The sequence below is a fragment of the Shewanella sp. GutDb-MelDb genome (assembly GCF_002836075.1).
In the GTDB taxonomy this organism is placed as follows: domain Bacteria; phylum Pseudomonadota; class Gammaproteobacteria; order Enterobacterales; family Shewanellaceae; genus Shewanella.
The window spans coordinates 20206-34289 of the sequence record NZ_PJBM01000262.1 but is presented as its reverse complement, the minus strand read 5'-3'; the positions used below and the strand labels follow the sequence as shown (position 1 = coordinate 34289).

The 14084-nt window shown below is 45.3% G+C and carries 11 protein-coding genes; 5 read left to right on the top strand and 6 right to left on the bottom strand.

All coding sequences use genetic code 11. From position 1 onward, the window contains the following. Window positions 1–65 precede the first annotated feature (65 nt). From CXF82_RS20085 to CXF82_RS20075, 3 genes are all read right to left on the bottom strand, one after another. Window positions 66–1904, bottom strand: a complete 1839-nt coding sequence (locus tag CXF82_RS20085) for a S8 family serine peptidase (protein ID WP_102044826.1) — start codon at window positions 1902–1904, stop codon at window positions 66–68. A gap of 773 nt (window positions 1905–2677) precedes the next feature. Beyond that, window positions 2678–3301: an OB-fold-containig protein gene (locus CXF82_RS20080; protein WP_102044825.1), complete on the bottom strand. Its 624-nt coding sequence runs from the start codon at window positions 3299–3301 to the stop codon at window positions 2678–2680. A gap of 152 nt (window positions 3302–3453) precedes the next feature. Continuing rightward, window positions 3454–4002 (bottom strand): DsrE family protein, encoded by a 549-nt coding sequence (locus CXF82_RS20075; RefSeq protein ID WP_257982830.1) that lies wholly within the window; start codon window positions 4000–4002, stop codon window positions 3454–3456. A gap of 116 nt (window positions 4003–4118) precedes the next feature. Here CXF82_RS20075 and CXF82_RS20070 point away from each other — a divergent pair, with 116 nt between their 5' ends. The 4 genes from CXF82_RS20070 (at window position 4119) to CXF82_RS20055 (ending at window position 7003) form a co-directional block, all read left to right on the top strand. Next, a complete protein-coding gene (locus CXF82_RS20070; protein WP_102044824.1) occupies window positions 4119–5606 on the top strand; it encodes a carboxypeptidase M32 in 1488 nt (495 codons plus the stop codon). 46 nt (window positions 5607–5652) lie between these two features. Continuing rightward, entirely contained in the window at window positions 5653–6132 is a 480-nt protein-coding gene (locus tag CXF82_RS20065) for a GNAT family N-acetyltransferase (RefSeq protein ID WP_102038438.1), read from the top strand. A 45-nt stretch (window positions 6133–6177) separates the two neighbouring features. Beyond that, entirely contained in the window at window positions 6178–6432 is a 255-nt protein-coding gene (locus tag CXF82_RS20060) for a DUF2960 domain-containing protein (protein ID WP_101091745.1), read from the top strand. 61 nt (window positions 6433–6493) lie between these two features. After that, complete coding sequence (locus tag CXF82_RS20055; protein WP_101091752.1) at window positions 6494–7003, top strand: RDD family protein; 510 nt, start codon at window positions 6494–6496, stop codon at window positions 7001–7003. 156 nt (window positions 7004–7159) lie between these two features. Here CXF82_RS20055 and lptG read toward each other — a convergent pair whose 3' ends face one another. Both lptG and lptF read right to left on the bottom strand, forming a co-directional pair. Continuing rightward, entirely contained in the window at window positions 7160–8218 is a 1059-nt protein-coding gene (gene lptG, locus CXF82_RS20050) for an LPS export ABC transporter permease LptG (RefSeq protein WP_102038439.1), read from the bottom strand. After that, window positions 8215–9330 carry an LPS export ABC transporter permease LptF gene (lptF, locus tag CXF82_RS20045; protein WP_101091743.1) on the bottom strand — a complete coding sequence of 372 codons (1116 nt, stop codon included), beginning with the start codon at window positions 9328–9330 and terminating at the stop codon, window positions 8215–8217. The genes lptG and lptF overlap by 4 nt, the downstream gene beginning before the upstream one ends. A 223-nt stretch (window positions 9331–9553) precedes the next feature. On the opposite strand from lptF, the gene pepA reads away from it, so the two are divergent. Then, window positions 9554–11062: a leucyl aminopeptidase gene (gene pepA, locus CXF82_RS20040; RefSeq protein WP_101091742.1), complete on the top strand. Its 1509-nt coding sequence runs from the start codon at window positions 9554–9556 to the stop codon at window positions 11060–11062. A 1168-nt stretch (window positions 11063–12230) separates the two neighbouring features. Here pepA and recJ read toward each other — a convergent pair. After that, window positions 12231–13955 carry a single-stranded-DNA-specific exonuclease RecJ gene (recJ, locus tag CXF82_RS20035; RefSeq protein WP_101091741.1) on the bottom strand — a complete coding sequence of 575 codons (1725 nt, stop codon included), beginning with the start codon at window positions 13953–13955 and terminating at the stop codon, window positions 12231–12233. Window positions 13956–14084 lie beyond the last annotated feature (129 nt).

Genomic DNA, 14084 nt, shown 5'->3' with positions numbered 1-14084 from the left:
TCTCTACAAACTGCATTAAAAAGGCCTGCTAACGCAGGCCTTTTTGTTTTCTAACTAGGGGCTGTTTAGAATGTTACGCTAACATCTACACTACAGGTTGAGGTACCAGTATCACACGCTTTATAAATATATGTTCCGCCACCTTTGCTGCTAATCGTATCCGTATATGTCGCACTACTCACAGAAGTACCAATACTGTTGCCGTCTCGAAAGATATCAACAGTATTGCCAGCTGCGCCACTAAAGCTAAGATCGACATACTTAATGCCTCTTTGCTTATAATGAGTCTCAGTGACACTTAGGCCATCGCCAGTGCCTGGATCTCCACCGCCACCATTATCGCCCCCAGCGCATCCGTTAGCGGTCAAATATGTGTCCGCCGCCGCTGCGTCGATAATACCGTGACCAAAATACACATCATGGCCATTTGCACCACTGTCCATTGCAGATGCATTCAGTGCGGCGCGAATTTCAGTTCCAGTACATTCACTATGGTTAGACCATACTCTCGCTGCAATCCCCGATACGGCAGGCGTTGCCATTGAGGTACCACTCATAAAGCCATAATCTGAGCTGCCAATAGCAATATCAGCAGTACTTGCTGCAATGAGAACGGCTCTGTCTTCAAAAGCTGCGCCAACGGCGGGGATTGTAGTCGCATTGGTGTCACCCAATGTGCCATAAAGCATGCCCGGCTCATTATTAATAATAATGGCGCCGATACCGCCTGAGTTTTCGCAATTAAGCACTTTATCGTGGAAAGAGATAACGCCGCGGTCGATCATACACACCATACCGTTAGCCCCGCCATCTGTTGCTTCGGCAGTGTCCATGAAAAATACACTCCCGTCTATTGAACCCGCGTTCTCCATTGCAGAACTTGAGTATGCAGTACCATCCACGGTCATATTTGAGGCTGTTGCCATACCCGCTGGGTAAGTCGATAAAGTATCAACACCACCTGCTGCAATCTCTACGCAAATACTGGTATCCGTTTTCTGCTTCTTACCTCGGCCAGTTGTACAAGTTGGAAACTGTGAAAAATCAGCGATATCGTTATTGGCATCATTAGCGCCAACCATCATCACCGAAGGATAACCTGCAGGATACGAGCGTACACTGTTGCCATCGTTACCAGCAGCCGCAACTACAAGACCGCCCGCATCAGTGAAAGATTGAAACGCATTCGATTCTGTTGAATTTGAACCGCCACCACCCAAGCTCATACTAATAATGTCGGCACCAGCGGCACTACATACGTTTGCGGCATGAGCGAGATCAGATGAATAACCCCAGCCATCGGCATTGAATACTTTGATAATGTGCATCTCAATGCCGGGTGCCATACCGACAACACCGAAACCATTATCAGCCGCACCAATGGTGCCCGCGACATGAGTACCGTGTGGTCCGCCATTTTCATCCCAGCTTCCTGTACCACTGTCGCTGTCACCATCGATATTATTCCAATCGAAATCATTGTTAGATCGATCTAAACCAGAATCGATAATACACACCTTCTTATTGGTGCTAGCGCTGGCATCGAAAGCAATATCGTTCACGTTAGACTGATCAATTGCGTAGGGAGTGATTTGCTCTGTCATTGGGTTACCAACACTATCACTGAATGACATCAATGAACGACGTTGATCCACCTCGACTAACTTAATATGTGGGTTATTGAGTAAACCTTTCACTTGTGCGAGATCTTTTCCTGAAAATGTTGCCGCAATAAACCCATTACCATCGAGGTTTAACTCGCCACCCATCTTCTTTGCCAATGCTTTAACAACACCCTTTTTGCTATTATCCACTTGAATAACATATCGCTCACCTGCTGTTACTGCCGCTGACGCGCCAACAGAAAGTGCTATTAAGGTCGCTGCAATTTTTGTCAATTTCATAAATGTCGCTCCGAAAGGTTTACAAAGGGCTCTTTAGTGGCCCAATTAATTATTAGATTCTTTAACTACAAACGCTCCACTTGGCAGTGGGAGCCACTAAGCGGGTTTATAAAACCTAGCACAAGGATTTAAATGCAACAACTCATTAACAAAGGTAAAGATTGTCAGTGCGCATTTTATGAATAGAATTTGTAGAACAGATTCATCTACCCAGATGACTTTATTAATAATTTTCAGTCTATTAATGTAAGGATAAATATATTAACTGCAGATAAAGCGTACTTTTAATGACTATAAATTCAACATACTATTTTTGAATTTATACCTATCAAAAAAGTATTAGTCACTTATTTAGCCGTTAAACTTTAAGAGGGGGTGAGGAGGTGAAACACTATCTTGTCACTGCACTATACCCGTTCTACCTGAAGATGCAGGATTCAGTGGGAGTTTAATGGCGTTTAATCAAAGCATTGATTGCAAGTAATGGTCGCTCCCTTGGTAAAATCAATAATCTAGAGTAAGCCCCACTCTTAATATAAAAAGCATACCCATCGTAGAATGGGTATATAAATTAATGCCCGTTTTCGGAGCCATTCAGTTATGAATGCTAAGACGCTGGGAAGGTGGAAGCCATTAACGACTTTGAGTTCTGCCACTGCTCGATATACTCAATTCGCTATTGATTGGATATGCGGGATTAAGAGGCCTTGCGCGAGCTCCACTCTAGGACATGTCATAGGAAGGGGAACTTCCTTTTAAGTTCAACATACTCGTTAAGATTCAAGTTTCGCTGCGCTCCACACTTGTCCCTTTCTTTTCAGCAACACCACTTGCGTGCCTGTCGGAAACTCGACACCATCGCTCTCAGGCTCCACTAACACGTAATGTTGCTGCATATAGTCATCTTTAACCACGGCTTCACTCGGACTACCCAGCACCGCCTTACTCGTCGTCAACGTGCCAACACAGCCATTAAGGTCTTCAACCGATACAGCCAAAGATTCATTCTTTGGCAAAATATCAGCCAATTTTCCACCGAAAAAGTGGCAGCATAACGTCATTAATATCAAAGAAATGGACAACGAGACGAATTGGGGGAGCAAGCTGTTGAACCAGCTCTGAGATAAGTAGTTAAATGAAAAGCCTGCAATCGCAAAGCTTAATAGCGCTAAGACTAACCAAATGAGTAACGGCAGCCGGTTAATGCACAACCAACTAACAAGGCCGCTAACAGCTGCTACATCGGCGTTGCCGTCATTGGGTGTCCAATCATCAAGTAAGCCTAAGAAACTGGCACCAATGACGAGAGATAAGCTTTCTACAATTCCGAGTACAAATACGATACACAGCGAAATGGTATAAGGTAAATTATCTTGGCTTAATAGAATTGAAACCATTAAATCCTCCATGAACACAATTTATCCGCATCATCCTATGCGACGCAGGGCGTCAATGCCCTGTAATGTGGCTTAACTTCATAATTAGTATAAATTATGAAGTGTTTGAGCATATCAAACTTTATCCGATAGCCAAACACAATAATGTACACTTAAAAAGGATTCAAGCTATAGCCTTGTTGGGCAGCAATTGCATGAGCCGTCATGGCAGACAATGCCATATCCACACCCGGTAATAATTGCGCCGAAGAGACATCATAATACGCCGCACTTTGACCACAAACGTAAAAATGAACGCCAAGCTTGGCAAGCTTACTTATTAATTCAGTATTGCCATTGGGCTTTGACTGATGAGATTGATAAAACTTATTATCAGTAAAGTCAGCGACCGCACTGCCGTGCACCACCATCATTAACTCAATATTCTTTAACGGTACTCCCTCACTAACATGCATATTAATAAACCTCGCCAGCGTATCTAGGCTGCGGTTAACCTTACCGGGTTCTGCCGCTGTACTCATATCGAATACCACTTTCATCTGCATATCCTTAGGGATCATCAAACGACTTTCGACTTTTGCAATTTTTCCATACTGAGTCAGTACGGGTCCTGGTTTAAAGGCGTCACTGCCCGCCATAAGATTAAAACTACACAGTAAAAAAAATCCGCTAAGAAAATAAACACTCTGCTGTATTTTCATTTTGTCTCTCCCTCGTCATTAGCTATTTGGTTGATAAAACTCTGCCGTAAATCACGCTTATTTAGCGCTTTATATCGTGCTAGCATAGTTAAATTAATCACTATCAGCTGACTCTTATGAATCAATCTGCACACAAGCACTATGCACTTCTTTGTGAACACTTTCAGAGCATTAGCCATTTTGAACATTTAAGCGCCCTCGGCGATTGGGATCAAGCGGCAATGATGCCTACGGGCGGAGGTGAAGCCAGAGGTGCTGCAATGGCGGAACTAGCCAAACATATCCACTCACTAAAAACGGCGCCGATGCTAGCGCACACCATTGCAGAAGCTGAATTAGAAAACCTTAATTGGCAGCAAAAAGCCAACCTAAGAGAGATCCGTTACCAGTACCAGCAAGCCAATATTGTGCCTGGCAGTCTGGTTGAAGCAAAAACAAAAGCCGCTTACCACTGTGAGCAAGCTTGGCGAGAGCAGCGTAACCAAAACGATTGGCAAGGATTTAAACCCAATCTTGAAAATGTATTAGCACTGTCCAAAGAAGAAGCTCAGATCCGTGCGGCAGCACTCGATATCTCTCCTTATGATGCGCTGCTAGATAAGTTTGAGCCCGATATGACGTCAGCCAGATTAGAGCAGATATTTGGCGGGCTAAAAAGTTGGCTACCGGGCTTAATTGAGCAGGTCCAAGACAAACAGAAACACCAACCTCATTATGCTATCCCCCATACTGCGAGTGCAGCTCAAGCTCTATTCAGTCGAGATGTAATGACCTTACTTGAGTTTGACTTCAACCACGGTAGATTAGACACCAGCAGCCACCCTTTTTGCGGTGGTGTAGCCAGTGATGTGCGCCTAACGACGCGTTACGATGAAGCTGACTTCACCAGTGGATTAATGGGCGTAGTTCATGAAACGGGTCATGCAAAATATGAGCAAGGCTTACCTCTTGAATGGCGTGGGCAACCCGCTGGACTTGCTCGCTCGATGGCGATTCATGAAAGCCAAAGCCTATTCTGTGAGATGCAATTAGGGCGAGGTGCTGCATTTTTAAAGCAGTTACAGCCTACGTTAACACAACGTCTAGATTGCAATCTCAGCCATGAACAACTGCTCAACATCTATTCTCGCGTCACGCCAGGTCATATCCGAGTGGATGCTGATGAAGTGACTTACCCATGTCATATTTTGCTCCGATTTGAAGCAGAGAAAGCCTTAGTCACTAACGAGCTTGCCGTCGCTGACTTGCCTGATTTCTGGTCTGCACAAATGCAATCACTATTGGGAATTAATACCGATGGCGACTATAAAAATGGTTGTATGCAAGACATTCATTGGGCTGTAGGTGAAATGGGTTATTTCCCAAGCTATACGCTAGGCGCGATGTATGCTGCTCAGTTTAGAGTCGCAATGGAGAAGCAATTAGGCTCGATTGAAACACTTATCGACAAGGGAGAGCTTTCATCAATCATGGGTTGGCTCAACAACAATATTTGGTCTAAAGGGAGTTTACTCACAACCGATGAATTGGCACTGCAAGCGACTGGTGAAAACCTCAACCCAGAGCACTTTAAGCAACACTTACTCCAACGCTACAGTGCATAGCGACTGAAGAGTAATGATCCAGCTTACCCGGTAATAGGAAGTGAAAATGAAGTTACGCAATATCGAAAGCGCTGATTGGCCAACAATCCTTGAGATCCAATTAGAGTGTTATCCTCAAATTGAACCTGAATCGCTACAGGTTTTACAGAGTAAATGGCTAGCATCACCACAATCTTGCTTTGGCCTCGAGCTTAACAATCAAGTAGTGGGTTATTGCTTGGCACACCCTTGGGTGGCTAACAACCCACCTTCACTAGAACAGCAGTTGAGTGCTATCAAAGCCGCTAACACGCTTTATTTGCACGATATAGCCTTGTCAGCTAACGCCCAAGGCAAAGGGGCTGGAGGCTTGATATTGGGCAAGTTGAAACAGTTTGCGCTACAACAGGGTTATGCGACTATCAGCCTCGTCGCCGTTCAAGGTGCAGATCGTTATTGGCAACAACAAGGGTTTGAAACCCACGCTATTGATAAAGATCTCAGCGGCTATCCAAGCGACGCCTGTTATATGATTTATACCTTATAGCGTAGATTTGTTATCATATAGCCAATTTCAAAAGAGAAGATAACCATGGCCACTAGAATCACCTATAAGTTCAAGGGTAAAGCGAAAGAGATAAACTTTGCTTATGACAAATTTCACGACATATACGAAGCTGTCGCGGCTGAAGAAGGCATCGATTTAACCCGTTACCTGATGATGGCACAACAAGTTGAAACCACGTCTAAGGGTTCATCTGCGGTAAGAGATTTCCGTAACAAAGAGTTTATCCGCTTCGGTTTTACCGATATCTATTACATCAAAGATGATCCAAAAGCGCGTTAAACTAATAGATGCTTTCTTTTCGATACCAACAAATAAAGTGATATAAATGACTGCGACTTCAATGCCCAATAGCGAACACGCTAACTTTCCAAGAGCGGGATTTTTTAAGCGTTTTGGCGCGATAATGTATGATTTACTTCTTGCTGTAGCAGTCTACATGGTTGCTGGTGCGCTAGGTTTTGGTATCTTCACTGCACTAGTCTCTGCCGGTTTCATCGACATGGCAGGACAAGAAATGGTGTCTGATCTTTTAAATGACACTCCGTTGTATAAAGGGATTTATCAATTCTGGATTGCACTATGTGTTGGTGTGTTCTACATCAGCTTTTGGAGTTATGGTGGCCAAACGCTCGGCATGCGTGCTTGGAGACTTAAGGTCCAACATCCTAACGGCCAGAACCTCAGCATGGTGACAGCTGCCGCGAGACTCGTGTGGTCATTACTTGGGATCGGTAATTTATGGATCTTGATTAATGGCGATAAACTAGCGCTTCAAGACATGATGACCCGTTCAGAAGTCGTTGAGCTATCGAAAGAAGCAAATCAGATGCGTAATTGGCGCGGCGTTTAACGTAAGCCCTAGCTGCTAACGCTAAAACCAAAAAAGCCAATCATCGCCCTTGTAAAAGACGCTTTATTGGCTTTTTTATTACTCTTTTTATTAGCGCTTTATGACATAAGCAGGTAATTAAAGGCTCTTATCAAGAGTGTTATGAGTGTTAGCTTATCACTTGCGAATATAATACAAGGCGGCGGCACTAAAGATGACCGCTGGCATCCCTGCGCTAATGAATGCAGGCAAGCCATAAACAATGCTTAACGGCCCAAAGACCTCACTGCAAATATAAAAGCTAAACCCAGCAACAACCCCTAACAAGACGCGTGCGCCCATGGTAACTGTTCTAAGCGGGCCAAATACAAAAGACAACGCCACCAACATCATTACCGCTATCGTGACCGGCTGCATTAACTTACGCCACAACGCCAGCTCATAACGAGCCGATGCTTGATTGTTATTCTTTAGATAATCTAAGTAGTCCACCAAACCTTCAATAGATAACGACTCGGGCTTAACAGACACCACACTTAACTTTTCTGGCGTAAGTGACGATATCCACTTATCTTCTGCTAAGTTGGTTAACACCACTTGGTTGTTCTTAAGCGAGGTTCTTCTGACTTCATACAGCTGCCAATACTTATCTTTATACTCTGCTTTTTCTGCGTGCACAGTACTCGTAAGGTTGGTGGTGTCACTAAATTCGTAAAGAGTAATATCGCGTAAATGATTGGTATCGACAACGCCGCCAATATTAACGAACAAGTCACCGTCTTTAGCCCAAACACCTCGATTAGATTCGATTAGGCTGCCGCCAGATAACTTGGTACGTTGAATCTCTTTCGCGCGCTGCTCTGCAACGGGGGCCACAAATTCTGACAGTAGCATCACCAAAATCATCAACGGAATCGCGGTTTTCATAGCAGACATGGCGATTTGTAAGCGCGACAAGCCAGATGACTGCATGACCACTAATTCAGAATTAGATGCCAACATTCCCATGCCAATCAATGCACCCAGCAGCACTGCCATGGGGAAAAACATTTCGATATCGCGTGGGATCAAGAACAACACATAGATACCAGCATCTATCATGCTGTAAGTCCCTCGACCGACTAATCTTAGCTGGTCGACCCACTTAATAATCCCTGATAGTCCAGTCAAGATCAGTAGTGATAAGGCGGAGCTGCTAATAAGGACCTTGGCGATATAGAGATCTATAATTCTCATGTGCTTGACGCCTTTTTACGCTTAAACACATTAGACAGTTTTGCCCCCGAAGGTCGCTCTTTTCCGAGCAACAGTAAGCCAATGGCCAGCGCCGAAGCATGGATCCACCACATCCCTAAGAACGCAGGGATAACCCCATCTTCTAATGACTTACGACCAGCAACCATTAATCCAAAGTATCCCAAATACAGCAAAATAGCAGGGAACATCTTGGCAAACTTACCTTGGCGGTTATTCACCCGCGCCATAGGGACAGCAATCAATGTCATCAATGGGATGGCTAAAGGTATCGCTAAACGCCAATGAAATTCAGCCGTGGCTTCAGGCGAATCGATATCCATCAATTCACCAATGGGCAATGCCGACAGTTTACGCCTACGCTCACCGCCCTCCTGCTCCTTGATTTGCATCTGATAACCACCAAATTCAACCACTTGATAGTCAACACGCTTGGGGCTTCCTTGGTATTGCACCCCATCTTCTAACTGTAATCTTTGTCCACCCGTTGCGTCTTCAACAACTTTACCCGAACGTGCAACCACAACGTTGGCTAAACCTGTTTCATCATCAGGGTCTGGCAGCTGCGCCACGAACACCTTATCGAGCTTATTATCTCGACCAATACGTTCAACGAATAATACTGCACGGCCATTGGGACTGGTCTGGAATCGACCTTGTGTTAATGCCGCAAGACCCGCTTCTGACTGTGCATGTTCCAATACTTGGTTTTGCTGCTCTTCCGCCCAAGGAGTGACATATATCGACAAAAAGCCAGTAAAGACCATATTCATCAAGGCAAGCAGCAAGGTTATCCGGGTGATGTACCATTCACTGATACCAACGCCATGTAAAATAACCATCTCATTTTCAGAATACATACGGCCATGAGCCAGTAAAATACCTAAAAATAGACTAAGGGGGAGTACTAACACCGTCAGGAACGGCATGTTGAGCCCTAGCAATGTCATCACTAAGGAAGCAGGAAATTCGCCATCTGAGGCATCAGCGAGCACTCGCACGAAATGTTGGCTAATAAAAATAGCTAACAGCACCAAAAGTACCGCTATTTGTGCCTTTAAAACTTCTCGAATCAGGTATCTAAATACAATCACAGGGAGGATCCGGTCTCTAAACTTTGAATTATGCTGGTATCAATACAACTTTCATGTAAACTGTCTACTTTTAGTAGTTTTGTAACCAACAATCACATAACATGGCTAGAGAAAACACCTGAAAAATCTATTCTAGGGTGCGCCATGTTCAGGCCCTTTTTGGGCACAAGCAGACATTATCTAATAAATAATAAAATTTGTCTTTAAGAATCTAGGAGAACCCATGGAGTTTAGCGTAAAGAGCGGTAGCCCAGAAAAACAACGCTCAGCTTGTATCGTCGTAGGTGTATACGAGCCAAGACGCTTGTCCGGTATCGCCGAACAGCTAGATAAAATCAGTGAAGGCTACATTAGCAACCTACTTCGTCGTGGCGACTTAGAAGGTAAGCCTGGACAGATGTTGTTACTGCATCATGTGCCTAATGTGCTTAGCGAACGTGTGCTTTTGGTCGGTTGTGGTAAAGAGCGTGAACTAGATGAACGCCAATACAAACAAATTATCACTAAGACCATCAATACCTTGAATGAAACGGGTTCAATGGAAGCCGTTTGCTTTCTAACTGAATTACACGTCAAAGGACGCGATACGTACTGGAAAGTACGTGAAGCCGTCGAAAGCACACAAAACAGTCTATATAGCTTTGATGCGCTAAAAACCCGTAAAGGCGAGACTCGTCGTCCATTGCGCAAATTAGTGTTTAACGTACCGACTCGACGTGAATTGACCGTTGGTGAACGTGCGATTCAACACGGTATGGCCGTTTCTGCTGGTATGCATCTTTGCCGCGACGTAGCAAACATGCCACCAAACATCTGTAACCCAGCTTACCTTGCATCGCAAGCTCGCCAAATGGCTGAAGCCACTGAAAACCTAACAGTAACAACTGTGGGTGAAGAGCAGATGGAAAAGCTAGGAATGAATTCATACCTAGCAGTGGGCCGTGGTAGTGATAACGAATCTGTTATGACCATCATGGAGTACAAGGGCGCTGTCGATAATACACAGAAGCCAATTGTACTTGTTGGTAAAGGACTCACCTTCGACTCAGGTGGTATTTCACTTAAACCAGGCGAAGGCATGGACGAGATGAAATACGACATGGGCGGCGCTGCTGGCGTTATCGGTGCAATGAAAGCCTTGTGTGACATGCAGCTTCCTATCAATGTGATTGGTATTCTAGCGGGCTGTGAAAACATGCCTTCAAGCAATGCATATCGTCCTGGTGATATTTTGACGACAATGTCAGGCCAAACTGTTGAAGTATTAAATACCGATGCAGAAGGTCGCTTGGTGTTATGTGACGTATTAACCTACGTTGAGCGATTTGATCCTGAATTGGTTGTCGACACTGCAACTTTAACCGGCGCATGTGTTATTGCATTGGGTAAGCACGCATCAGGCCTGTTCTCTGGCCATAACCCACTAGCACATGAGCTACTTAATGCTGGTGAGCAAAGTGGTGACAGAGCGTGGCGTATGCCTTTGTGGGATGAGTACCAAGAGCACTTAGAAAGCCCATTTGCGGATATGACAAACTTGGGTGGACGTCCTGCAGGATCAATTACTGCAGCTTGCTTCCTATCTCGTTTCGCTAAGAAGTATAACTGGGCGCACTTAGATGTTGCCGGTACTGCATGGAATAGTGGCGCTAACAAAGGATCTACGGGTCGTCCTGTACCCTTGCTTACTCAGTTCTTGATCAACCGCGCAGGCGTTGACCAAGGCGAGTAATTTGCTTAAGCAATAAGTTAAGACTCTTATCCAGAAACAGTATTGGATAAGACAACAAAAAAGCCAGTTGTTTATACAACTGGCTTTTTTAATGCTTTGTGTCACTGAACAATACAAAATGAAACTCATTTTTGGACAGAAATTAGTTAGCTTCTGGCAAAAGTGGTTCCAATAACCTGCGGTCAGCGCATGTGAGGCTCGCTGCAAGTACGTCCATGTAAGCTCAACGATGGCATCCATGCCATCAAAGGCCTCAGCCGCATCTACACTGGTTTCGAAAAGCACAACGCTCCAGCTCCTGCATTTTCAATTTTAAAACAGAAATCTAACCCCCTAACTACTTAGGCAGCGAATAACACCATCTTCCCCGTTGGAAATTTTCGCTTTTCAGACAATTTCGCCGGGGCGCTGAGGGATTGTCAAGGGGCGCAAGCGCTTTGCCCCTTGGCTCTGGTGTGGGCGAAGCACCACGACGTTGACTTGGATTTTGAAAAACAATAACGGATAGATCAGCCAAATCGTTTTGGGGCAGAAGTGCGTTACCTTCAGACAAAGGTGGTTCCAATGATCTGCGGTCAGCGCATGTGCAGACGCTACTGAGACTCGCCGTGAACACATCCCTGTGGGCTCAACGAAAACGTCCTGTTTTCGAAGGCCTCAGCCGCATCTACACTGGGTTATGAAAGCGAAATACTTCGCCATTTAAGTTTTCAATTTAAAGACACAAGCCTTAAATTAAACGATATTATCAAACAGAATAAACTGTGATCACAGAATCCAATCTCCCCCGTTGGAAATTTTGCTGTTTAAATTTCGCCGGGGCGCTGAGGGATTGACTCTTATGACATCAAGAGCGGGCGCAAGCGCTTTGACCCTTGGCTCGGGTGTGGGCGAAGCGCCACGACCTTGGTCAAGCGCAGCTTGATAGGTATTGCTTATCTAGACTAACGACATACTGGCAAGCATTGTGGCATTTCCGTGTTAGGAAATGCCTTACCGCGGCGGTATAAATTAAAACACCAATTATCCAGTGTAGATACGGCCGTGACCGTCCATGACATGGACGTCATGGCCGAGCTTCCAAGGATGGACTTGCAGCGTGTCACGGCAGTGTCTGCACATATGCCCGCTGCAGGCGATTAGGTTCACCTTTATTCAAAGGTAAACACTACTTTGGCGCGATCTGCTCCACCATCAACTGCAGGGTTTGATTACCTCTAAACTCGTTCACATCTAATTTATACACGATCTCAGCATGCCCGATACTGGCATCAGGCCAAGTCTTCAAATCAACATTAAAGGCAATAGCATCAAGCATGATGCGGCCACACTCCGTCTCTAACACCAACTTTAAGTGCTTCTCGCCCACAATACGCTGCTGAATAATTCTAAAATGACCGTCGAACAAAGGTTCAGGAAATGATTGCCCCCAAGGGCCAGCATTACGCAGCTCAGTGGCCAACTCTAATTTAAACTGCTCTGGGATCAGTTCGCCATCGGACACCAACTCCCCAGTTAATAACTCGGGGGCTAGCACCTCACGTATCGCTTTATCATAGGCATCAGCAAACAGTGAAAACTGCCCGGCTTTAATCGACAAGCCTGCCGCCATTGCGTGGCCACCAAACTTTAAAATCAATCCGGGGTGACGACTGTTAATAAGCTCTAAAAGATCACGCATATGCAGGCCTTTAATTGAGCGAGCAGACCCTTTTATCTCACCGTCGCCAGCATCAGCAAAAGCGATAACCGGACGGTGATACTTATCTTTAATCCGCGAGGCGAGAATACCAATGACGCCCTGATGCCAATCGGCTTGGAATAGCGCAATGCCCCAAGGCAATTCACTTTCGTTAAGCTCGACACTTTCAAGACTCTTAAGCGCTTCTTGCTGCATTCCAGTCTCAAGATCGCGCCGCTCTGCATTTAAGCCATCAAGCTCCGATGCCATTCTTCTGGCCAGCACGATGTCTTCACATAACAGGGTTTCAACCCCGAGTGCCATTTCGTCCAAGCGCCCTGCGGCATTCAATCTAGGGCCCACAGCAAAACCAAAATCAGAGGCTACAATGCGTGACGGTGTGCGTTTAGCTACCTCTAATAGCGCGGTGATCCCAACGCGACAGCGGCCAGCTTTTACCCGCTGCAATCCAGCTTCCACTAAAATGCGATTATTAGTATCCAACGCCACAACATCGGCGACCGTGCCTAAAGCGACAATATCCAATAACAATCCAAGGTTAGGTTCGCTAATACCTTGCTGTTGATACCAATCTCGCTTTCTCAGCTCGGCCCGAAGCACCGACATCAAGTAAAATGCAACTCCAACACCGGCGATTGATTTACTGGCAAATTGGCAACCGTCCTGATTGGGATTAACAATGGCGTCAGCTTCTGGCAAAGAATGACCCGGTAGATGATGATCGGTAATGACCACCGTCATGCCGAGCGCTTTCGCCGCTTTTACCCCCTCAATAGAGGAGATACCATTATCAACAGTAATGATCATCTCAGCGTTTTTCTGGGCAGCAACCGCTACTATTTCAGGGCTGAGACCATAGCCATAATCGAATCGATTCGGGATTAGGTAATCAATATTTTTCGCGCCCATCATTTTAAGCGCAAGCATACAAACACTGGTGGAGGTGGCACCATCGGCATCAAAGTCACCCATAATCAGGATCGACTTTTGCGCCGCCATTGCGTCAGCAACCAGCTCTGCTGCGTGATCAATCCCCAACATCGTATTGGGTCTCAACAGCTTGCCTAAGCTAAGCTCGCACTCATTAGCGCTAACACCGCGGCTAGCATAAATCTGCTTTAACAATGGGGAATATGAATCAGGTAAGTGGCTATCATCCACTTTTGCGCGGCGAACAATCTTATGGATCACAGGGCTAACTACCTCAATAAAATGACTGAACCAGCATAACAAAGACTGTTAAAGAAGGCTTTAGAATGAACATAAAAAAGGTGAGCTTAAGCTCACCTTTTTCCATACATAACGTTAGTGCTTGCGCTG

What these genes read in the sequence shown, in the direction of transcription:
- CXF82_RS20085 (WP_102044826.1), bottom strand. Translation starts at nt 1,904, where the DNA reads ATGAAATTGACAAAAATTGCAGCGACCTTAATAGCACTTTCTGTTGGC.
- CXF82_RS20080 (WP_102044825.1), bottom strand. Translation starts at nt 3,301, where the DNA reads ATGGTTTCAATTCTATTAAGCCAAGATAATTTACCTTATACCATTTCG.
- CXF82_RS20075 (WP_257982830.1), bottom strand. Translation starts at nt 4,002, where the DNA reads ATGAAAATACAGCAGAGTGTTTATTTTCTTAGCGGATTTTTTTTACTG.
- CXF82_RS20070 (WP_102044824.1), top strand. Translation starts at nt 4,119, where the DNA reads ATGAATCAATCTGCACACAAGCACTATGCACTTCTTTGTGAACACTTT.
- CXF82_RS20065 (WP_102038438.1), top strand. Translation starts at nt 5,653, where the DNA reads ATGAAGTTACGCAATATCGAAAGCGCTGATTGGCCAACAATCCTTGAG.
- CXF82_RS20060 (WP_101091745.1), top strand. Translation starts at nt 6,178, where the DNA reads ATGGCCACTAGAATCACCTATAAGTTCAAGGGTAAAGCGAAAGAGATA.
- CXF82_RS20055 (WP_101091752.1), top strand. Translation starts at nt 6,494, where the DNA reads ATGCCCAATAGCGAACACGCTAACTTTCCAAGAGCGGGATTTTTTAAG.
- lptG (WP_102038439.1), bottom strand. Translation starts at nt 8,218, where the DNA reads ATGAGAATTATAGATCTCTATATCGCCAAGGTCCTTATTAGCAGCTCC.
- pepA (WP_101091742.1), top strand. Translation starts at nt 9,554, where the DNA reads ATGGAGTTTAGCGTAAAGAGCGGTAGCCCAGAAAAACAACGCTCAGCT.